The sequence below is a fragment of the Streptomyces sp. NPDC050738 genome (genome assembly GCF_040654175.1).
Classification (GTDB): domain Bacteria; phylum Actinomycetota; class Actinomycetes; order Streptomycetales; family Streptomycetaceae; genus Streptomyces.
In genome coordinates this window covers 30320-51335 of the sequence record NZ_JBFAHN010000006.1, presented here as the reverse complement: position 1 = coordinate 51335, position 21016 = coordinate 30320, and the positions used below count along the sequence as shown (strand labels likewise).

The 21016-nt window shown below is 70.5% G+C and carries 17 protein-coding genes and 1 pseudogene; 8 read left to right on the top strand and 10 right to left on the bottom strand.

Annotated features, from left to right (window positions below; genetic code table 11):
* Positions 1–14: 14 nt before the first annotated feature.
* The gene (locus AB0H78_RS17120; RefSeq protein WP_363235211.1) at positions 15–674 is read right to left on the bottom strand and encodes a GNAT family N-acetyltransferase; all 660 of its coding nucleotides are present in this window, start codon (positions 672–674) and stop codon (positions 15–17) included.
* Positions 675–821: 147 nt separating this feature from the next.
* Here AB0H78_RS17120 and AB0H78_RS17115 point away from each other — a divergent pair, with 147 nt between their 5' ends.
* The 4 genes from AB0H78_RS17115 (at position 822) to AB0H78_RS17100 (ending at position 2345) form a co-directional block, all read left to right on the top strand.
* Positions 822–1034, top strand: coding sequence for an EF-hand domain-containing protein (locus AB0H78_RS17115; RefSeq protein WP_363235210.1), 213 nt, complete (start codon positions 822–824; stop codon positions 1032–1034).
* A 28-nt stretch (positions 1035–1062) separates the two neighbouring features.
* Positions 1063–1737 (top strand): ANTAR domain-containing protein, encoded by a 675-nt coding sequence (locus AB0H78_RS17110; RefSeq protein ID WP_363235209.1) that lies wholly within the window; start codon positions 1063–1065, stop codon positions 1735–1737.
* A 52-nt stretch (positions 1738–1789) separates the two neighbouring features.
* Positions 1790–2119, top strand: coding sequence for a hypothetical protein (locus tag AB0H78_RS17105; RefSeq protein WP_363235208.1), 330 nt, complete (start codon positions 1790–1792; stop codon positions 2117–2119).
* A 76-nt stretch (positions 2120–2195) separates the two neighbouring features.
* Complete coding sequence (locus AB0H78_RS17100; RefSeq protein ID WP_363235207.1) at positions 2196–2345, top strand: hypothetical protein; 150 nt, start codon at positions 2196–2198, stop codon at positions 2343–2345.
* A gap of 45 nt (positions 2346–2390) precedes the next feature.
* On the opposite strand, the gene AB0H78_RS17095 is transcribed toward AB0H78_RS17100, so the two are convergent.
* Positions 2391–3611 (bottom strand): glycoside hydrolase family 64 protein, encoded by a 1221-nt coding sequence (locus AB0H78_RS17095; RefSeq protein WP_363235206.1) that lies wholly within the window; start codon positions 3609–3611, stop codon positions 2391–2393.
* A 293-nt stretch (positions 3612–3904) separates the two neighbouring features.
* On the opposite strand from AB0H78_RS17095, the gene AB0H78_RS17090 reads away from it, so the two are divergent.
* Positions 3905–4903, top strand: coding sequence for a L,D-transpeptidase (locus tag AB0H78_RS17090; RefSeq protein ID WP_363235633.1), 999 nt, complete (start codon positions 3905–3907; stop codon positions 4901–4903).
* A gap of 40 nt (positions 4904–4943) precedes the next feature.
* On the opposite strand, the gene AB0H78_RS17085 is transcribed toward AB0H78_RS17090, so the two are convergent.
* Positions 4944–5648 carry a GntR family transcriptional regulator gene (locus tag AB0H78_RS17085; protein WP_363235205.1) on the bottom strand — a complete coding sequence of 235 codons (705 nt, stop codon included), beginning with the start codon at positions 5646–5648 and terminating at the stop codon, positions 4944–4946.
* 158 nt (positions 5649–5806) lie between these two features.
* On the opposite strand from AB0H78_RS17085, the gene AB0H78_RS17080 reads away from it, so the two are divergent.
* Both AB0H78_RS17080 and AB0H78_RS17075 read left to right on the top strand, forming a co-directional pair.
* Positions 5807–7273 (top strand): NCS1 family nucleobase:cation symporter-1, encoded by a 1467-nt coding sequence (locus tag AB0H78_RS17080; protein WP_363235204.1) that lies wholly within the window; start codon positions 5807–5809, stop codon positions 7271–7273.
* A complete protein-coding gene (locus AB0H78_RS17075) occupies positions 7273–7986 on the top strand; it encodes an aspartate/glutamate racemase family protein (protein ID WP_363235203.1) in 714 nt (237 codons plus the stop codon). Before AB0H78_RS17080 ends, AB0H78_RS17075 begins: the two co-directional genes overlap by 1 nt.
* A 24-nt stretch (positions 7987–8010) precedes the next feature.
* Here the strand turns inward: AB0H78_RS17075 and AB0H78_RS17070 are convergent, their stop codons facing one another.
* The gene (locus AB0H78_RS17070; RefSeq protein WP_363235202.1) at positions 8011–8463 is read right to left on the bottom strand and encodes a hypothetical protein; all 453 of its coding nucleotides are present in this window, start codon (positions 8461–8463) and stop codon (positions 8011–8013) included.
* Positions 8464–8512: 49 nt separating this feature from the next.
* On the opposite strand from AB0H78_RS17070, the pseudogene AB0H78_RS17065 reads away from it, so the two are divergent.
* Positions 8513–8683, top strand: a pseudogene (locus AB0H78_RS17065) (TetR/AcrR family transcriptional regulator); the annotation flags it as partial.
* Here AB0H78_RS17065 and AB0H78_RS17060 read toward each other — a convergent pair.
* The 6 genes from AB0H78_RS17060 to gcvH all read right to left on the bottom strand — a co-directional run bounded on the left by AB0H78_RS17060 (position 8667) and on the right by gcvH (position 20997).
* On the bottom strand, positions 8667–12050 hold the full coding sequence (locus tag AB0H78_RS17060; RefSeq protein WP_363235201.1) for an AAA family ATPase: 3384 nt from the start codon (positions 12048–12050) through the stop codon (positions 8667–8669). The pseudogene AB0H78_RS17065 and the gene AB0H78_RS17060 overlap by 17 nt on opposite strands.
* Before the next feature lie 98 nt (positions 12051–12148).
* Positions 12149–15043, bottom strand: coding sequence for a VCBS repeat-containing protein (locus AB0H78_RS17055; protein WP_363235200.1), 2895 nt, complete (start codon positions 15041–15043; stop codon positions 12149–12151).
* The gene (locus AB0H78_RS17050; protein ID WP_363235199.1) at positions 15043–17628 is read right to left on the bottom strand and encodes a S8 family serine peptidase; all 2586 of its coding nucleotides are present in this window, start codon (positions 17626–17628) and stop codon (positions 15043–15045) included. Before AB0H78_RS17050 ends, AB0H78_RS17055 begins: the two co-directional genes overlap by 1 nt.
* Positions 17629–17819: 191 nt before the next feature.
* Positions 17820–19187: an L-serine ammonia-lyase gene (locus AB0H78_RS17045; RefSeq protein WP_363235198.1), complete on the bottom strand. Its 1368-nt coding sequence runs from the start codon at positions 19185–19187 to the stop codon at positions 17820–17822.
* Between the two features lie 145 nt (positions 19188–19332).
* Positions 19333–20595, bottom strand: coding sequence for a serine hydroxymethyltransferase (gene glyA / locus AB0H78_RS17040; RefSeq protein ID WP_363235197.1), 1263 nt, complete (start codon positions 20593–20595; stop codon positions 19333–19335).
* Positions 20596–20616: 21 nt separating this feature from the next.
* Positions 20617–20997, bottom strand: coding sequence for a glycine cleavage system protein GcvH (gene gcvH / locus AB0H78_RS17035; protein WP_363235196.1), 381 nt, complete (start codon positions 20995–20997; stop codon positions 20617–20619).
* Positions 20998–21016 lie beyond the last annotated feature (19 nt).

The window sequence follows — 21016 nt, the reverse complement described above, 5'->3', positions numbered from 1 at the left end:
CGGACCCCCGCCGGTCAGGCGGGAGAGGGGCCGATCGTCCCGGGCAGCATCAGCGCCTCCGACCCCACCGGCCGGTATCCCGCCGTCTGGAACGCCCGCACGCTGCGCGCGTTGCCCGGCGACTGCTGGGCCCACACCACCTCGTCCGGCACCAGATGGCGTGCCGCCACCGCCAGTTGTACGCCGAGGCCCCGGCCCCGCGCCGCCTCGTCCACCTCCACCGCGGCCTCCCAGCGGCCCGCCACGCCCCGGCCCAGCACGAGGACGCCTCCGTCGGCCGCCCACACCCGCACCCCGTCGCGCCGCCTGCGCGAGCTGACCACCCGGGGATGGTCCTGGTCCTTGATCTCCTCCAGCGCCAGTGGCGGCCCGCCCGGCAGCGCGGACGCGACCGTGAGCAGGTCGATGGTGTCCATCCGGCGGCCCGTCCGGGTCAGCAGCGCCGCCAGGAACCCCGGATTCATCGCCGCGGCCAGCGCATCGCTCCTGGCGGCCGCCAGCTCCCTGCGTACCCACTGCGGATCCTCGCCGGTGAAGACCACCGAGTGCGCGGTGAAGGCCAGCACCCCCGCGTCGCGGGCACCGGGCTGCCCGAGTACCGTCACCGCGCCGTCCATCGGCGGGAACTGCCCCCGTGCCGCCGCCGCCAGAATGCCCGCCAGTGAGTCACCCATGAATTCGTCCCTCTCCTCGGTCCGGGTCTCCACCGGCCGGAAGGCGGACACCCGGATACATGATCGACGAAGGCGCCGCGCCGCGCGCTCACCCGGGCCGATAATCTGGCCACCGTCAAAGCACAGCACCAAGAAGGGGTGGACCCAGTGGCGGACATCGAAGAGGCACGCAAGGCGTTCGGGCGGCTCGACGTGGACGGCGACGGCCGGATAACGGCTGCCGAGTACAAGAGCGTCATGGCGCAGCTCGGTGACTTCAACGTCACCGAGACCGTTGCCCAGGCCATCATCAAGGCCAAGGACTCCAACGGCGACGGCAAGCTCTCTTTCGAAGAGTTCTGGGCCGCTCTCAACAAGTAACGCTCAACTCTGGGTAATCTGGCGCGCCATGGAGCCGTTACACGGACAGGCACAGCACTGGATGAGGAGCGCGGTCGGCCTCGCCGCCCTCGCCGCGGACGAGGAGCAGGCGCCGTACCTCATGCGCCAGCTGAGTGACTACTGCGCCGACCTGCTGGCGGTGCCCTCGGCGAGCGTGCTGCTCGCCGAGGGCACCGGCGGTGGCGCCGACGGGCCCGGGGCGGAATGCCTCGACCGGGACAGCGCCCTGGTCAATGTGGATCTGCGGGAGCAGGAGGAGCGCTGGCCCGAGTTCGCCGGGCAGGCGCTGGCCGAGGGCAACACCACCGCCACCCTGCTGCCGCTGCACGGCGCGGGGGACTCGGGCCCCGTGGCCGTACTGCAACTGCTGTGCGCGGAGCGCGAGTTGTCGCCGGTGGAGGTCGACTCGGCGCAGCACCTCGGGGATCTCGCCGTACTGCTGCTGACGCAGTGCCGCGAGCTGCAGCAGCACCGGGAGACCACCGGACAGCTGACCGAGGCGCTGAGCAGCAGGGTCGTCATCGAACAGGCCAAGGGGATGCTCGCCGAGCAGCTCGGGGTCGCTCCCGATGAGGCGTTTTCCGTACTGCGCGGGCATGTGCGGTCGCGGCGGCTGAAGCTGCGGACCGTGGCCCAGGCGATCGTGGACCGCGAGCTGGTCCTGGAGCCCTCGCGCGAGTGAACTTGTAGGTCCATGGGGTGTGCCCGAACCCCGTCCGGGATACGACAGATCCATGGTGATCGCGGTCCGGCCCGTCCTGGTGGCGCTGATGGTGGCGTTCCTCGGGCTGCTCGCGCACGATGCGGCGGCGGAGCCCGGCAGCGAGGCACGTACCGCTGCGGCCTCCTCCTACGCCGCCGGCTGCGAGAGCGAACCCCATGCCGAGGCGGCCGCCCCCTTGCACGCACCGGGCCGGCGCGGTCCGTTCTGTCCGCTGCGGCCGGTCGTCGAGGCCCCGGACCGGATCCCGGTCCCGTACGCGCACGAGGTCCTGCGCCCTCCGGTCCCTGCCTCCTGCGGCACCGCTCTGCGGGCCGTCTGCTGTGTGGTGCTGCGCTGCTGAGGGCCCTGGCCCCCGCCAGCAGCAGATTCATCGGACACCAGCACACCAGCACTCCAGCACCAAGGACGGTTCTGCCATGCCCATCGACCCCTTTGCGGCACTGAACGCCATGCTGCGCGCCGAGGCCGCGCGCTTCACCCCGCCGCTGCCCGGCGGCCCGTCGGAGAAGACCGCCGAGCCCGAGACCGAGGAGCGCGGGGAGGAGCGGGGCGAGAAGGAGATGTGACGCGGGCGGGGCCGGCGGGCTCGGTGCCTGCCGGCCCCTGTGGTGTCACGCTCCGACGGTGACCGTGAAGCGGAGCGGGTTGCCGTCGTTGGCGGCGCCCGAGACGTCGGGCTGGCCGTCGGGGCGTACGTCGTCGTAGGGGAAGGCGTAGCCGATGGGGGAGTTGGCGTGCACCACCCGGGACCAGTGGTTGGTGACGTCGCCCTGGTAGTAGTCGCCGGTGGCGGTGCCGTTCGGCTGGGTGGGGTGGGTCAGCATGATCGAACGGTTGAAGCCGGCGGCGAGGCGGGCGAGGATCGCCTTCTTGTCGTCCGAGTCGCCCGGATTGTTGGTGAACGGCCCGTGGTTGCAGGTGAAGATGTCCTTCGAGACGGGCTTGGTGAAGGTGTGCCCGCCGTTGAAGGTGAGGGTGTCGCCGCTGACCCGGCCGGTGACGACGCCCCGGCCGCCCTGCAGGTCGATGGAGAGGTCGGTGGAGCGGTACTTCTCCCAGACCTGGTCGATGTACGAGGTCCACAGGTCGCGGAACGGCATCTGGTCGGGGCGGTCGAAGAACGGCGCCATCAGGTTCTGCGGGGAGATGACGCGCAGGACCTTCCCGTCGCCGGACCGGATGACCAGCTGGTCCCAGGGCTGCCCGTCCTTGGCGGCCTGCGCGGTCAGGTCCGCCGCGATACGTTCCACGGCTCCGTCGGGGAGCGGGGCGACGGTGTGGGTATGGGTGCCGGTGAGGGTGAGGCCGATGGGGAGCGCGGTCACCAGGTCGACGTAGGAGATGTTCGCGTACAGCTGGTCGGGGTTGAAGGTGAACTCGCAGAACGACCAGGTGCGGCCGTAGTTCGCGTCGGTGGACGTCGCGAAGGCGGGCTCGACGAGGGAGGGGCCCGGGTTGAGGTAGAAGGTGAGGGTGTCGTCGCGTACGAAGTAGACGCGGGCGCCGTACATCTGCGGCAGCGTCAGGACGACCGGGCCCGCGCCGGCCGCCTTGAGGGGGATCGCGCAGTCGACGGGGAGCGGGGTCTGCGGGGCGCCGGGGGAGTCGGGGTGGTAGACGCTGCCGTCGGCGCGCAGGAGCACCCAGCGGTCGGTGCCCTGCTCATGGCCGGTGACGTAGGCCCTGACATTGCCGGGCAGCGACTTGTTCTCCAGGGCGAGTTCACAGGTTGCGGCCGAAGCCGAGGCGCCCTGGGCGGAGTAGGTCAGCGTGGTCGCGGCGGCGGCCGCCGCCGCTGTGGTGCCGGTCAGGAACAGTCTGCGGGATATCACGCACGTCTCCTGTGGTGTGGGGGGTGGGGGAGGTGCGTTCCACACTGTTGCGAGACCCGGAGGTGAGGTCAATACCTGTGACTGAGAGCGCTCTCAGATCTTTGATTCCTTCACAACTTGACGCCAGGAGGGCTCGGTTGGCGGTGTTCCCGTGGAGGCGGCGACGGGCCGCGCAGGGCAGCTGCGCCGCAGACTTGGCACGCGCTTTACATACGGATCCGCAACCGTGCAGGTCACCTGCTTGTCTCTATGAACGTTGAATCTCTGGAGTTGTGACGCGAGTGGAGCAGGACATGGGGCGGGGCAAGGGCGGCATAGGCATCGCACTGCTGGTGAGTGCGGTGCTGGCGGGGACGAGCGCATGCGGCGGCAATGCGTCGGCTTCGGACGACTCCAAGAACGGAGCCGCGAAGGGCGGCTCGTCGGCCAAGGCGACCGTCAGCGCGAAGCCGTCGCCGACGCACCCCACGGGGCCGCCGATGCTGCTGGAGTCGATAGCGCCGATGGACAAGGCGACGGTCGGTGTCGCGATGCCGATCTCGGTCGTCTTCTCGAATCCGGTGGCCGCCAAGGCCCACGCGAACGTCGAGAAGCACCTCAAGGTCTCGGCCTCGGTCCCCACCAACGGTGCCTGGCACTGGATGGGCAACCAGCGGGTCGACTGGCGTCCTGAGCACTACTGGAAGTCCGGCACCAAGGTACGGATCGACGCCGACCTGAAGTACGTGTCCAACGGCAGCGGCCGCTACGGCACCCACGGCTACACCCACTCCTTCACCATCGGCGACGACGTCCGCGCCGCCGTCTCGGTCAAGGGCCACACCCTGAAGATCACCCGCAACGGCGGCGCCCCGCGCACGCTCTCGATCAACGCGGGCAGCGCCGAATACCCCACCTGGAACGGCACCATGGCAGTGATCGACAAGCAGCGGACGGTCCACATGACCTCCTGCAGCGTCGGCATCAGTTGCACCAAGGGCGCTCCCAACTTCTACGACCTGACCCTGCCCTGGGACGTCCACCTGACCCAGTCGGGCACCTACGTCCACTACTCCACGGGTGACACGAACCCGGGCAGCGGCAGCGCCCGCGGCTCGCACGGCTGCGTCCACCTCTCGCTCTCCGACGCGGAGTGGTTCTACGGCCAGGTAAAGCAGGGCGACCCGGTCACCGTCACCGGATCGCCGCGCGCCAAGGCCTCGGCCGACAACGGCTACGCGTCCTTCAACCTGTCGTGGTCGCAGTGGCTGGCCGGCAGCGCGAGCGGCGAGCAGACCACCGGCGCCCTGTAACCGGCACGCTGCAGGAGACCGCGGGCCGGGTGGGCACTTCCTACCCGGCCCGCTCTTCGTCCTGGTCCGCTCCGAACTCGTCCGCTCCGAACAGCGCCCGCCGTGTGGAGCGGTAGTTCGTCCGTACGTGTTCCAGGGCGCCGGCCCGTGCCCGCTCCGGGTCCCCTGAGGCGATGGCCTCGTACAACTCCCGGTGTCCGCACAGGAGTTGCGTCCATTCCTCGTTCTGGCGGGTGAGCCAGCGCAGCCGGCCGTCGACCGGCTGCATGACCGAGATCAGCAGCGAGTTCCCCGCCATGGCGCGGATGCGGTCGTGGAAGCGGGTGTTGATGTCCGTGATCGCGTCGGGGTCGTCGGCGGCGCGCCCGGTCGCCGTTGTGGCCAGGTCCAGCAGCTCGGTGAGGTCCTTGAGATCGCCCGGGGTGGCCCGCTCGGCGGCCAGTCCTGCCGCGTAGACCTCCAACGCCTCGCGCAGCTCGAAGAGTTCGGCGACGTCGGTGCGCGTCAGGGTGCGTACGACGGCCCTGCGCGGCGTCTCGAAGGTGACGAAACCCTCCGTGAGCAGAGCCCGGATCGCCTCGCGCACCGGAACCCGCGAGACCCCGAACCGCTCGGCGACCTCACGCTCCACGAGCCGGTCGCCCGGGGCGAGGCCGCCGCCGATGATCTGCTCGCGCAGCTCGGCGAGGACGCGTTCGCGTACGGCGCCGAGGGAGGTCTGCTCCGGCGGCTGAGAAGTGGACATGTCTTCCATACTCCGTTATCCGGCGCGTGATTTACCTGATCGTAACTGCGCAGCCATTGGCCGGGGTTGCCGGGGGCGGGAACATGGCGACACTTTGGTATACCAACTTGGTATACCAAGCGAGCGAGATTGACGCCCCATCCCCAGGGAGGCTCCTCATGTCCGTGGCCGATCCGGCACCCGTTGCCCTCGCCCCCGACTTCGTCCCCGATCCGCGCCTCACCAACGAGGACCTGGCCCCGGCCGGGGAGCGCAACTGGAAGGTCTTCGACCTCTTCGCCCTGTGGATGTCCGACGTCCACAACCTCGGCAACTACACCTTCGCGGCAGGCCTGTTCGTGCTCGGCATGAACGCCTGGCAGATCTTCACCGCCCTGCTCGCCGGCTTCGTCATCATCTACGCCGGGATGAACATGATGGGGCGCATCGGCCAGCGCCACGGAGTGCCCTTCCCGGTGGTCAGCCGCATCAGCTTCGGCGTGTGGGGAGCCAACATCCCCGCTCTCATCAGGGCCGTCATCGCCATCATGTGGTACGGAATCCAGACCTATCTGGCGTCCGTGGCGGTGAACGTGATGCTGCTCGCCGCGATACCCCGCCTCACGTCCTGGACCGAGCACAGCTTCCTGGGCCTGGACGCGCTGGGCTGGGTGTCGTTCGTGACGCTGTGGCTGATCCAGGCGCTGATCATCTCGCAGGGCATGGAGTCGGTCCGTAAGTTCCAGGACTTCTGCGGGCCCGCGATCTGGCTGGTGATGCTCGCCCTCGCGGTCTGGGTCCTGGCCAAGGCGGGCTGGACGATCTCCCTGACCTCGACACCGCACCCGGTCTCCACGGGGGAGCAGTTCCGGCAGTGGTTCGGGGCGATCGGGCTGATCCTCGCCACGTACGGCACCCTGATGCTCAACTTCTGCGACTTCTCCCGCTTCGCGCCCGGCTACCGGACCGTGAAGCGCGGCAACTTCTGGGGCCTGCCCATCAATTCGACGGCCTTCGTCATCCTCTCGGTCGTCGTCACCGCGGGCTCGCTCGAAGTGTTCGGCGAGGCCATCACCGACCCGGCGCTGCTCGTCGCGAAGGTCGGCAACACCTGGGTGCTCGTCCTCGGCGCGCTCGCCTTCGCCGTCGCCACGATGGGCGTGAACATCGTCGCGAACTTCGTCTCGCCCGCCTACGACCTGGCGAACGTCTGGCCCCAGAAGATCACCTTCAAGGTTGGCGGAATGATCAGCACGGTGGCGGCACTCCTGGTCACCCCCTGGAACCTCTTCTCCAACCCGGACGTCGTCAACTACTTCCTGGGCGGCCTCGGCGCCTTCCTGGGCCCGCTGTTCGGCGTGATCATGGTCGACTACTACTGGGTCAAGCGCGGCACGGTGGACGTCGAGAAGCTCTTCAGCGCGGAGCCGGGCTCGCCGTACTACTACAGGAAGGGCGTGAACCCGAAGGCGCTGTGGGCCTTCCTGCCGACGGCCGGGATCGCCGCGGTCTGCGCGCTCGTCCCGTACTTCGGCGACGTGGCCCCGTACTCGTGGTTCATCGGGACACTGACCTCGGCCGTGCTCTACGCACTGATCTGCCGCTCCGAACGCTCCGCCGGGGCAACGGAGTTGGCAGAAGTCTGATGCGCGTTCTCGTCACCAACTGCAATACGTCCGGCTCGATGACCCAGGAGATCGTGCGGGGCGCACGGGCGGCCGCCGGCCCCGGGACCGTGATCGAGGGGCTCACCCCCTCGTGGGGTCCGGAGTCGGCGGAGGGCTGGCTCGACAGCTATCTGTCGGCGGCGGCCGTGCTGGACGCGCTGCGCACCTACGAGGGTTCCGCGTACGACGCCGTGGTCATGGCGGGCTTCGGCGAGCACGGACGGGAGGGGGCAAGGGAGTTGGTGGACGTCCCCGTCGTCGACATCACGGAGGCGGCGGCGCATCTGGCGTGCCTGCTCGGGCGGCGGTACGGGGTGGTGACGACGCTGGAGCGCTCGTGCGGCCAGATCGAGGACAGCCTGCACACCGCAGGGGTCGGCGCGCACTGTGTCGCGGTGGTCGGGACGGGCCTCGGCGTCCTGGAACTGACCGACGCGGCACGGACCCAGGCCGCGTTCGTGGCCGCGGCGGGCCGGGCACGGGACGCGGGGGCCGAGGTGCTCGTACTCGGCTGCGCCGGGATGACCGGCCTGGAACGGGTGGTGGCGGAGAAGCTGGGCATGCCGGTGGTGGACGGGGTGGCCGCGGGAGTGCGGCTCGCCGAATCGCTGGTGGCACTGGGTCTCGGGACCAGCCGGGCGGGCGGTTACGCCCGCCCGCTGGAGAAGCGGCGGAGCTGGGGACGCCCCTGAGAGGACGAGGGCGCCCCCGTCCTCTCAGGGGCGCGCGCCCCGGCCGAAGAGGCCGTCGATCCAGCGGGTGACGTCCGGCAGCGACGCGGTGAGGACACCGCGGTGGTCGGCGTCCGGGTAGGTGAGGTACGTGACGTCGACGCCGTTCGCCGTCAACTGCTCGTCCAGTGTGTCGGTCCACGCGGGCTGGATTACCTTGTCCTGCCCGCCCTGCGCCAGCAGCACCGGCACCCGTGGGGCCGGCGTGCCGGGTTCGTTGGCGGCGAGCGTCCTGTCGAGGGCCGAGAGGTCGGCGTCCTTGCGGAATATCTCGTCGCTGCGCAGCGAGCCCCAGGAGCCCGCGGCGTTGAGCTGGCCGATGCACAAGGTGTCGGCGTCGTCGGACACGTCCAGGGCGCGCGGCGTGAAGATGTCCTGGTCGCGGAAGGGGCTCGCGGTCTCGGCGCCACGGACGATGAGGGGGAAGAAGTTGCTCACCCCTGCGAGCGAGGCGTTCCGCATCGCCGGTACGGCCGTGCTGACGGACGGCGCCGAGCGCCTCGACTTCCGCCGCCGCTACCGGACGCTCTTCGCCGAAGTGGTCCGCGAGGGCATCGCATCGGGCCAACTGCCCCAGCAGAACGGCGAGATCACCGCCGCCGAGCTCACCGCCACCGTGCTGCGCTGCGCGGGCGCGGGGCTCACCCCGGGCGGCTGACCTCCGCCGGTCCTCCGTCGCGCAGCGCCTTTCTGGCGCGTGCCAGGCGCCCGGTCCAGGCGGGGTAGGGCAGCGTGGCGGCGAGGTGCGCGGCGTGTGCCAGTTCCGCCTCGCCCTCCGCCGTGCGGGACAGGCGGGTCAGACAGGCGCCGAGGGCCATTCGCGCCTCGGTCTCGGCGAGGCGTTCCCCGGAGCGCGTGGCGCGGTCCGTCTCGGCGCGGGCGAGAATCAGCGCCGACTCGGGCCGACCGGAGAGGAGCCTGGCCCAGGCCAGCAGGGTCGGATCGTCGTCGCCGTGCCCTTCGAGTACGGCGAGCGCCTTGTCGGGGCGGCCGGTGAGCAGGGCGAGCTCGACGCGGGCGCTGCGTACCTCGTGCGCCGCCTGGCGGTCCTTGAGTGCGCCGGCCACCCGCTCGGCGCGGTTCAGCACGGTCGCCGCTTCCGCCAGGGCGCCGGTCCGCAGCCGTACGCGGGCCTGGGCGGCCAGCGCGTACGAGAGGCACCAACTGCCCTCCTCTTCCACGCCTTTGACTGCCGCGTCGGCCAGCACGGCCGCCGGTTGCGACTCCTCCAGGAGCAGATGCAGCTCGGCCAGGTTCGCCTGCTCGAAGGCGAGCGCAGCCGGATCCCCGGAGCGTTCGGCGAGATCGGCGGCGCGCTCGCCGAAGCGGACGGCCTCGGCGAGCTTCCCGGCGCGCCGGGCGTTCTCCCGCAGTGTGGACAGCACGGTGCCGAGCAGCTTCGGGTCGCCGCACGCCTCGGCGGGCTCCAGCGCCAGTTCGGCTGCCGCGCGGCCCTGCTCGAACCGGCCGGCCATGACCAGATTGATGGAGCGCATGGCGTGCGCGCGGGCGAGCAGGCCCTTCCCCGTCGCGCCCGGCACCGCCTGTGCGGCGGGGAGGACCCGGTGGGCGGCCGTGTATCCGTCGTCGTGCCGCCCCTCAAGGGTGCAGAGCTTCGACAGCGCCAGGTGGTGGACGGCCACGGTTTCGGGCGCGGTGTCCGCGGTCGCCGGGTGGTCGCGCAGGATCCGCCGCGCCTCGTCGGCGAGCTTCGCCATGATCAGCGTGTCGGCCAGATGGCCCGCGGTGAGGACCGAGCTGTCGTGGTCGGCGCGCCGTACGAACTCATCGAGCGCGGCCCGCAATGCCTCGGCGGCCTGCTCGAAGTGGCCCATGCGGCGCAGGACTTGGGCGTGGGCGAGGCGGGCGCGGGCGGTGTCCACGTCGAGCCGGGCGACCAGGTCGCGGTAGTAGCGGTCCGCCGTGTCGTTGGCGAAGAGAGCCGCGGCCCGCTCGGCGGCGCGCCGCAGATGCTCGGCCGCGCGCGGGTCGTCGGCCCGGGAGAAGTGTGCGGCGAGCGCGTCGACGGCCTCCGGCCTGTGCTGCTGCACCGCCTGGGCGAATGCGCCGTGCAGCTGTCTGCGGCGGACCGCGGACAACCCTTCGTAGCAGGTGAGACGCACCAGCGGGTGGCGGAAGGCGAGGCCGGGTTCGTGCCGCCCCGACACCACGACGGGCCGCTCTTCGATGAGCGCCGCCTCCATGGCCCGCTCCAGGGCGGCGGCCGCCGCGACACCGGTCACCGCCGGGTGCAGTCCCGCGGCGGCGACGTCGAGCAGTTCGGACGACGCGGTCTCGGAGCCCGCGACGGAGAGCGCCTCCACGATGCGCCGGGTGTCCTGGTCGAGCCGTGCGAGCCGCTCGGCCACCAACTGCCGTACGCCGTCGGGCGCGACGCCGTCCTCGGCCGCGCCGATGGGGGAGCGGGCCAGCTCGGCGGCGAACAAGGGGTTGCCCAGCGACAGTTCCCAGACGCGGTCGAGCCGCTCGGCGAGCCGCCCGACGTCCCCGGCGGCCCCGGCGCCCACCGCGTCACGTGCCACGGCGAGGCAGTCCTCGCGCCCGAGCCGCCGCAGCGGGTGGGAGACGGCCAGCTCCTGGCGTACGAGCACGGTCAGTTCGGCTCGTCGCGCATCGGCCGCGGCGAGCTCCTCCTCGCGGTACGTCACCAGGAACCGCACCCGGTGCGCGGGCCCGTCCGCACGGCGTGCCAGATGCGTCAGCAGCTGGTACGAACCGGAGTCGGCGGCATGCAGATCGTCCAGGACCACCAGCACCGGCTGCTGTGCGGCCAGTTCGCCGATCAGAGCGGCCGTCGCCCGGAACAGCCGGTCGCGCTCCTCCTCGGGGCTGCGTTCACCGAATCCGCTCACCTGCCCCAACGAAGGCAGGAACGCCGCCAGTTCGGAGTGTTCGGCGCCGATCCTGGCGCGCTCGGCCACCTGCTGCTCGGCGAGCCATCCGTCGAGCGCCTCGGCGAAGGCCCCGTACGGAGTGTGCCCCTCCGTGTCGTGCCCGGCCCCCCACAGCACCACGGCGCCCCCGTCGGCGGCCCGCCGCGCCACCTCGCCCATCAGCCGGGTCTTGCCCACACCCGGCTCACCGGTGAGCAGCCGTACGGGCGGTCCTTCCTCGGCGAGGAGCAGCCGCAGCATGTCGTCCCGGCCGCGCAGCGGCGCCGCGGTGATCCCCCGCAGCGGGGCGGGCAGGGCGGGACCGGTGGAGGCGGCGGGTGCGGGGGCGGCGGTGAGCGCGGCCCGGTGCAGCCGCTCGGTCTCGGGCCCCGGAAGCACTCCGAGCTCGGCTTCGAGGGCGTCCCTGCACAGGTGGTACTGGCGCAGCGCCTGGTGGCGCAGCCCCTGCCGCAGGCAGATGTCGATGAGGAGACGGTGCGCCGCCTCCTCGGCGGGGCCGGCCGCGAGGGCCTGCTCGGCGGCAGCGGCGGCCTTCGTCAGCTCGCCCGCGGCCAAGTACTGGGCGGCGAGAGCGAGTTGCACCTCGACCTCAAGGGACGTGATCCGGGTGCGGCGGGCCTCGGCCCAGCTCGCGTACCGGTCCTCGGGCAGGAGTTCGCCCTCGAATCGATCCAATGCCTTCTCCAGTTCGGCCATGTCGTGGGATGCCAGCGCGGACAGCGCTGCCTCCTCGGCATGGTCCGCGTCGACCCGGACGGTGGCCGGGTCGAGGAGCAGCAGCGCCCCGTCGGAAACGAGATACGACGAGGTGGCGTGCGGAGCGAGTTCGGGCTCCAGGGACCTGCGTGCCGCGTGCAGGGCGACGCGCAGGCTGTTGAGCGCGGCCTGCGGGCCGGCGTCCGGCCAGCACAGGTCCATGGCCCGGTCCCGGTGCAGCCGGTGCCCCGGGGTGACGGCGAGCAGCTTCACGAGCGTCTGGCCGGTCAGCCGTGGCCAGCGTTCGGGGAGAGGGGGGCCGCTGTCTCTGGAGGCCCGGAATCCGCCCAGGAGTTGCAGACGCAGCAGCGGGGTGTCCAGGACGGCGCCTGCGGAGGTGAGCTGCTGGTCCATGGGGCCGTCAGTGTAGTTGAACAGGCTGTGGATCCCCGGGGCCCTACCCCGGGGATCCACAGCGTTCATGGCGTCAGGGGCGACGCCGTGACGGGTGGTCAGGAGACGGTGAACACCGTCAGCTGACGGATGGCGGTGTACGGGGTGAGGTAGCCGCCGCCCTGCAGTTCGGCCATCCGGTTGGTCCCGGTCTGGTCGAAGTTGAGCGAGACGACCTCGTCCGTGCCGTCGCCGTTCAGGTCTCCGGCGACGTACTCACGGCCACCGTGGATGTTGCCGTAGGCGATGCGCTGGATGAAGCCCTGAGCGACCCCCGCCGGGTCCATCAGGTCGAAGCCCGTCGCACCGGAGCCGATCAGGTACCGCGTGCTGTTCGGTCCGTTGAAGAAGCCCGCGCTCGCGATGTCCCCGGTGGCATTCGCCCGGTGGTCCACCCCGTTGGCCGAGAAGAGCTGCACCGAGCCGAGGGCCGTCTGGTACAGGCCCTCGGGGCCGGTGAACCAGTTGCCGATGGTCCATGGGCCTCCGAAGGCGGCCGTGTGCAGAGACTCGCCGGTGCGGCCGTCCCGGATCTCGCTCATCGCGCCGAGATGGCCGTCGGACGTCTGGATCAGCCAGGACATGGCGACCGCGTGACCGTCGGCGTAGGGAATGGCCGGGGAGGCGAAGGTCGCGGCGCGCATCGAGCTGCCGAAGATCTGCTTCGCACCGGGCAGTTGCGGGTCCGAGTCGGTCCACGCGGCCTTGCCGGTGGCGCCGCTCAGCGCGGCGACTCCGCTCGGCTTCTCCTCGCCGACCGGGAACGCGTTGTGGCTGCCGTACTGGGCGTAGACCTGGTGGTCGCCGATGCTGACCTCACCGAAGACGGTGTTGTCCGCGGGGGCGCTGTACGACCACAGCTTCTTGCCGCTGCCCTTGTACGCCTGGACCTGTTCCGTCGGGACGACGATCTCGGCCCTGCCGTCGCCGTCGAGGTCACCGGCGGTGACCGTCCATACGAACTGGCCCTTGCCGTCGATCACCGTGGTCACCTTGCCGGTGGCCGGCTCTACGACGACGGTGGCGGTGTCCGCGGCGACGACCAGCTCGTCCTTGCCGTCACCGTCGACATCGGCCTTGACGATCTTGTGGATCTGGCCGGGGAGGGCGGCGGTCCACAGCGGCTTCGCCGTGCCGGCGGTCATCGAGGGACCGTCGAAGGCGAACAGGCCGTCGGACTGACCGCCCGCGATGATGTCCTTCTTGCCGTCGCCGTTGACGTCCATGAGGACGGCGGACGACAGCTCACCCTGCATGGGGACCAGCGAATGCTGGGTTCCGCTGCCCAGGTTGTAGACCCGGATGTTCTGGTCGACGTCGACCGTGCGCACCCGCCACGTGCTGCGGTCCTTGAACGGCTGGGCCCAGGCCTGGGAGGCGACCACGCCCTGCTTCTCCCAGTTCACCGTCCCGTCCCTGCCCGACAGCACGGCCAGGCGCGCGTAGCGCGTGGAGCTCGGATTGGCGGCGGAGTTGGAGTCCTTGTCGTCCTTGTACGAGGCGACGACCTTGCCGTCGGCCACCGACAGGTTCCAGGCGACGGGCCCGTCGAGGCTGTTGTCCGCGGCCCGCTTGACGGTGCGCTGCCAGGCCGCCTCGGCGGTGTCACCGTCCAGGGAGCGGATGGTGTCGGAGTTGACGCGCAGATACCCGTCGATGGTGATCTCGTTGACCGTGTACTCGGCCTTGCTGTCACCGCGGAGGTCGCCGACGACCAGGGCGGTCGCGAACGCGTTGACCCGGTTGTCCAGCGAGGTGCGTGCACCGGTGGCGAGGTCGTAGGAGGCGACCTCGTACCGGATGCCGTCCGTGTAGTCCGCGGTCTCCAGCGTGACCAGACGCTTGCGGGTGGAGTCCAGGTGCAGCTGGCGCGAGTACAGACCGGTCGTGGACGCGCTCCACTTGACGCTGCCGTCCGCGGTGTCGAAGACCATCGTGTGGCCGGTCGCCTTGGAGGTGGCCGACGTCTTGCGCTCGTTCCAGGAGGCCGCGAGCAGACCGTTGCCGAGCGGCTCCAGGCTCGACCAGGCGGCGCCCTTGAACATCCCGGTGTCGTACGTCCACGTCGTGGCCGGCGTCAGCTTGCCGTCGGCGTGGTCGAAGCGGATGCCGGTCAGCGTCGAGGTCGAGGTGGCGGACGCCGAGGTGTTGTAGTACGGCGTGTCCGCGATCACCAGCGTCTGGCCGACGAGCTTGATGTTGAAGGCGGCCGCGTACAGCTTCGTCCACAGCGTCTTGCCGGTGGCGCCGTCGAGGATCGTGACGAACGTGCCGGTGTGCAGGGTGCTGTCGCCGGACACGAACGGCCGGTACGGGTAGGTGCCCACGTCGGCGGTGAACGCGACATCCGGGACGCCGTCGCCGGTCAGGTCCCCCGTGGTGTAGCCGTTTTCCGACGACGGCCCGAACGTGGTGGCCACGTCGGAGCCCATCATGATGCGGGCCGGATACGGCTCCTTGGCGTAGCGCGCGGACAGCGGCGGGAGGTTCCACTCCTTGTAGTAGGAGTTGTTGCCGCGCGCCCACACCTCCTTGCCGTCGGCGGTGCGCCGGGCGATGCGGCCCAGGGCGTTCAGGGAGAAGTAGCCGCCGTCCGTGCCGGCGACCGGTGTGGTCGCCGCCATGCCGGTCGAGCCCTCGGAGAAGCCCTTGGCGGTGACCGTCGGGGTCGGCAGCCCGTCGGTGGCGGCACCGGAGCCCGTCGCGTCCGAGGTGCCGGAGCCGTCGCCGGAGGCCGTGTCGGGCGCCGCGTTCTGCGGGTCGGACTTCTGGGCCTGGTCGCCGTACACATCGGGCCGCAAGTGCTCGGACAGGGTGGCTGCCTGAGTCTCCGTCAGCGTGGTGATGCCGTCGGCGTCGTCGGCCACGGCGATCGCCGGTGCGACGCTGAGCGCGAGGCCCGCCGCCACCAGGGCGGATGCGAGGCGTATGCCCCGTCTGGAAGTTTTCGTCATCACGCGGCCTTCGGGGTGAAGCGGATCGCGGACAGATCCGTGAGGACGTTCTGGTTGAAGGAGTACTGGAGGGCGTCGGTGCCCGCCTGGTTCTCGATGCCGACGGTCGCGCCCGAACCCTTGCCCGGCACCGACTGGTACTGGAAGGTGACCGCGCCGGTGGCCTCGGAGAGGACCGCCTCGAAGGTCACGCGATCGCCCGAACCGTCGGCGAGCTGCGCCTTGTTCCAGACGATCGCGAAGGAACGCGAGCCCGTGGAGCCGGTGGTGGCCGTCTGCACGCTCGACTTGCCGTCGAGGATCAGGTCGTCCCAGAACGGGGCGACGACGCCGTTGGGCTGCATGGCGCCGGGCAGGGCGACGTTGGCGTAGTCGCCGAGGCGCGGCTGGAGGAAGTTCAGCAGACCGTTGGTGGTGATCGAGGTGCTGGTGTACGAGACGCCGTACATCTTCACCGGGAACGGCAGCGAGATCGTCTTCGCGTTCTCGTCACCGGTCAGGGAGACCTTCGTGGAGCCCTTGATCCAGGAGTACGTCACCGGGGCGCAGCTGATGCTGCCCGCGCTGTCCGTGCGGTTGGGGATCTGGACGTTCTTGGTCAGGTCGGCGGATCCGAGGGCGGCGGCACCGGTGTACACGCCGTTGCACAGGACCGGGGCGGCCGGCTTCACCGCCAGGCTGTAGGAGCCTTCGGCGACCTTGGCGAAGGTGTACTGGCCCTTGGCGTCGGTGGTGGCGGCGGGCAGCGGCGTGCCGTTCAGCTCGACCCTGGCGCCCGGGAGCGCCTTGCCGGTGACGTCGAGGACGGTGCCTGAGACCTTGTGCGAGGGGACCGGGGCCAGCGCGATGTCCTGGGTGTAGGCCTGCTGCGCGGTGAGCGTGACACCGGTGGTCGAGCCGTTCGCGTACCCGTAACCGCTGAAGGCGAAGGAGTACGTGCCCGGGGCCAGCGGCAGTCGGTACGCGCCGTCCGCGCCGGTGGTGACGGTGCGGACCGCGCCTGCGGCGTCGGTGGCCTGCACGGTGATGTTCGCCTGGGCCGCGCCGGTCGCCTTGTCGGTGACCTTGCCGTCGACGGTGGCCGCGGTGTGCGGGGCCTTGTCGACGGAGGCGAGGATGTCCAACTTCCCCTCGCCCCACACGTTGTTCACGCCGGCGGTGCCGCCGCAGTGGGTGTCGTCGACGTCAAGGGCGCCCGCGTCGAGGAGCGCACGGGTCGCGTCGATGTCGCCGATCAGCGAGGGGGCCGCGGACCAGAGCAGCGCCACGGCGCCCGCGACGTGCGGGGTCGCCATCGACGTACCGTTCTCGGTGTTGTACGAGGAACCGGGCCAGGTGGACTGGACGTTGACGCCCGGGGCCGTGATGTTCGGCTCCGTCGAACCGTCGATGCGCGAGGGGCCGAAACCGGAGAACGACGCGATCTTGCCGTTCGCGTCGTAGGCGCCGACACCGTACGAGTCGCTCTGCGCGCCGGGCGGGTCGGTCGTCCCGCAGGTCGCTCCGTTACCGGAGTTGCCCGCCGCGAACGCCTCGAAGATGCCCGCGGAGTTCCAGGCGGTCAGGATGTCCTCGTAGAAGGGCTCGGTGCCGCCCGTGTTGCCCCAGGAGTTGTTGACGATGTTCGGGGCGAGGTCCGGGCGCGGGTTCTGACCGTTGTGGTCGGTCGGCGCGAGGATCCACTGACCTGCGGCCAGCAGGTCGTCCTCGAAGCACTCGCCGGTCGAGCAGCCCTTGGCGGCGATCCACTTCGCGTTGGGTGCGACACCGATGCCGTTCTTGCCGACCATCGTGCCCATGGTGTGGGTGCCGTGGCCGTTGTTGTCGCACGGGGTGCCGCTGGTGCCGCACTGGCCGGTCGGGTCGTAGAAGTTGTAGTCGTTGGAGAAGGTGCCGTCGCCGTTGTTGCCGCGGTACTGCTTCACCAGGTCCGGGTGGTTGTACTGCACACCGGTGTCGACGTTGGCGACGACGATGCCTTCGCCGCGGTCCGCGTACTGGTCCCAGACCTGGTCGGCCTTGATGTCGGAGATGCCCCACTCGGGCGTCTCGTCGCCGTCGGCGGACGACGCGGTCCCTGCCGACGCGGTCCGGGACGTGGTGACCTTGGCGTCGGAGGTCTCCGAGCTGTCGAGCGTGAACGACCTCCGCTCGACGATCGACGCCACGTCGGAACGCTTCGCGAGCTCGTCGACGAGGGCCTTGTCACCGGTGACCTGGACCGTGTTGGCGATCCAGTAGTCCTTGTGACCGACCTTCTTCTTGTCGAGGAAGGACTTCAGCGAGGCCTGGCTGTCGTCGGCGTGGGCGCGCAGCTCCTTGTAGGCAGCCGTCGCCTTCTTGGCGTGCGTCTTCTGCTTCTTGGCGCCTGACAGGTCCGCCTGATCCTTGAGGACGACGAAGAACGTCGCGTCGTCCCCCTTGGCGACGGCGCTGTCCAGGGACGCGTCGATCTTGGCGGTGGCGGCTGCGGACGGCGTGCCGGCGGCGACGGCCGGCATGGCGCCGGTCACCAGAGCGGTCGCGGTGAACGCGGCCGCCGCCCATGCGGCGCGTCTGCGCCGGGGCGGTCGGGGCTGGTGCATCTGGGTTGCTCCTCCAGGGACGGTACGGGGGAGTCCAGACGCTAGAAAGGCGCCATTACACGAGCGTTACCGCGCTGTACGCCTGTCGCCGGGGTCCGGCAGGGGCGCAGGCGGGAGCGGACCGGCCACCGGGGCGAGCGGGGCCGATCACGCGGGCGCAGCAGGCACGGCAGGCACCAGGGCCTGATCCGCTAGCACTCGATGATGTTCACCGCGAGCCCGCCCCGGGCCGTCTCCTTGTACTTCACGCTCATGTCGGCGCCGGTCTCCTTCATGGTCTTGATGACCTTGTCGAGGGAGACCTTGTGGCTGCCGTCGCCGCGCATCGCCATCTTCGCCGCCGTGACGGCCTTGACCGCCGCCATGCCGTTGCGCTCGATGCACGGGATCTGGACCAGGCCGCCGACCGGGTCGCAGGTCAGGCCCAGGTTGTGCTCCATGCCGATCTCGGCCGCGTTCTCGACCTGCTCGGGGGAGCCGCCGAGCACCTCGGCGAGGGCGCCGGCCGCCATCGAGCAGGCGGAGCCGACCTCGCCCTGGCAGCCGACCTCGGCGCCGGAGATCGAGGCGTTCTCCTTGAAGAGCATGCCAATGGCCCCTGCGGAGAGCATGAAGCGGACGATGCCCTCCTCGTCGGCGCCGGGCACGAAGTTCATGTAGTAGTGCAGGACCGCCGGGATGATGCCGGCCGCGCCGTTGGTGGGCGCGGTGACGACCCTGCCGCCCGCCGCGTTCTCCTCGTTGACCGCCATCGCGTAGAGCGTGATCCACTCCATCGCATGGGCCAACGGGTCGCCCTCGGCGCGCAGTTGACGTGCCGAGTGGGCCGCGCGGCGGCGGACCTTGAGACCGCCGGGGAGGATGCCCTCGCGGGACATGCCGCGCGAGACGCAGGACTGCATGGCGCGCCAGATGTCCAGGAGACCGGCGCGGATCTCGTCCTCGGTGCGCCAGGCCTTCTCGTTCTCCAGCATCAGCGAGGCGATGGAGAGGCCGGTCTCCTTCGTCAGGCGCAGCAGCTCGTCGCCGCTGCGGAAGGGGTACTTCAGGACCGTGTCGTCGAGGACGATCTTCTTCTCGCCGACGGCGTCCTCGTCGACGACGAATCCGCCGCCCACCGAGTAGTACGTCTTCTCCAGGACCAGGCCGCCGTCGACGTCGTACGCGAAGACCGTCATGCCGTTGGCGTGGTACGGCAGCGCCTTGCGGCGGTGCAGGATCAGGTCCTCGTCGAAGTCGAAGCCGATCTCGTGCATGCCGAGGAGATTGATGCGGCCGTCCCGCTTGATCTGCTCGACGCGCTCGTCGGCGTGCTCCACGTCGACCGTACGGGGCGATTCGCCCTCCAGACCGAGCAGCACCGCCTTGGGGGTGCCGTGGCCGTGGCCGGTGGCGCCCAGCGAGCCGTACAGCTCGGCGCGTATCGCGGTGGTGTGGGCCAGCAGGCCCTCGTTCTTGAGGCGGCGGGCGAACATTCGTGCCGCGCGCATGGGGCCGACCGTGTGGGAGCTGGACGGGCCGATGCCGATCGAGAACAGGTCGAAGACCGAGATGGCCACGGTGGTGACTCCTAGGTGGTTGGTAGACGCCTTTGTCTGCCGGGGTGGTGCAGGGGGCGCGTGCCGCGGGGCACCTCGCTCACACATCCAGTGTGCGGGGTGCCCCGTCGGTTCGTACAAGAACGGTAGGCCAAAGCCTACGGAACTACTTCAGGCCGGGGTAAAGCGGGTGCTTGTCGGCCAGCGCCTTGACCCGTCCGGCCAGGGCGTCCTTGTCGAAGGACGGCTTCAGGGTCTCGGCGATGATGTCCGCGACCTCCGTGAAGTCCTCGACGCCGAAGCCGCGGGTCGCGAGCGCCGGCGTACCGATGCGCAGACCCGAGGTGGTCATCGGGGGGCGCGGGTCGTTCGGGACGGCGTTGCGGTTGACCGTGATGCCGACCTCGTGGAGACGGTCCTCGGCCTGCTGGCCGTCCAGCTCCGAGTTGCGCAGGTCGACGAGGACCAGATGCACGTCCGTACCGCCCGAGAGGACCGAGACGCCGTGCTCGGTCACGTCCGAGGCCACCAGGCGCTCGGCCAGGATGCGGGCGCCGTCCAGGGTGCGCTGCTGGCGCTCCTTGAACTCCTCGGTCGCCGCGACCTTGAAGGAGACCGCCTTGGCCGCGATCACGTGCTCCAGCGGGCCGCCCTGGAAACCGGGGAAGACCGAGGAGTTCAGCTTCTTCGCGAAGTCCTTGTTGCGCGCCAGGATGATGCCGCCGCGCGGACCGCCGAGGGTCTTGTGCGTGGTGGAGGTGACGACATCGGCGTACGGGACCGGGTTCGGGTGCAGACCGGCCGCCACCAGACCCGCGAAGTGGGCCATGTCGACCCACAGCAGCGCGCCGACCTCGTCCGCGATACGGCGGAACGCGGCGAAGTCCAGCTGGCGCGGGTAGGCGGACCAGCCCGCGATGATGACCTTCGGGTTGCTCTCCTTGGCGAGGCGCTCGACCTCGGCCATGTCGACCAGGCCGGCCTCGTCGACGTGGTACGCGACCACGTTGAACTGCTTGCCGGAGAAGTTCAGGCGCATCCCGTGCGTGAGGTGACCGCCGTGCGCCAGGTCCAGGCCGAGGATCGTGTCGCCGGGCTGGGCGATCGCGAAGAGGGCGGCCTGGTTGGCGGAGGCGCCCGAGTGCGGCTGGACGTTGGCGTACTCGGCGCCGAACAGGTCCTTCACCCGGTCGATGGCGATCTGCTCGGCCACGTCGACGTGCTCGCAGCCGCCGTAGTAGCGGCGGCCCGGGTAGCCCTCGGCGTACTTGTTGGTGAGGACCGTGCCCTGGGCCTCCATGACGGCGACCGGAGCGAAGTTCTCCGAGGCGATCATCTCGAGCGTGGACTGCTGACGGTGCAGCTCGGCATCGACGGCGGCGGCGATGTCCGGGTCGAGCTCGTGGAGGGAGGAGTTCATAAGCGACATGAAGAAGTCAGTCCCTAAGGCCTAGTTGCCGGCGGAGAGTGCGTCGTACTCGTCGGCGGAGAGCAGGTCGTCCGGCTCGCCCGTCACACGTACCTTGAACAGCCAGCCGCCCTCGAACGGGGCGGTGTTCACCAGCGAGGGGTCGTCCACGACGTCCTGGTTGGCCTCCGTGACCTCGCCGGTCACCGGGGCGTACAGGTCGCTGACCGACTTGGTCGACTCCAGCTCGCCGCAGGTCTCGCCCGCGGTCACCGTGTCGCCGACCTCAGGGAGCTGGGCGTAGACGACGTCACCGAGCGCGTTGGCCGCGAACTCCGTGATGCCGACCGTCGCGATGCCGTCCTCGGCGACCGCGAGCCACTCGTGCTCCTTGCTGTACCGCAGCTGCTGGGGGTTGCTCATGACCTGATTCTCCTGGATG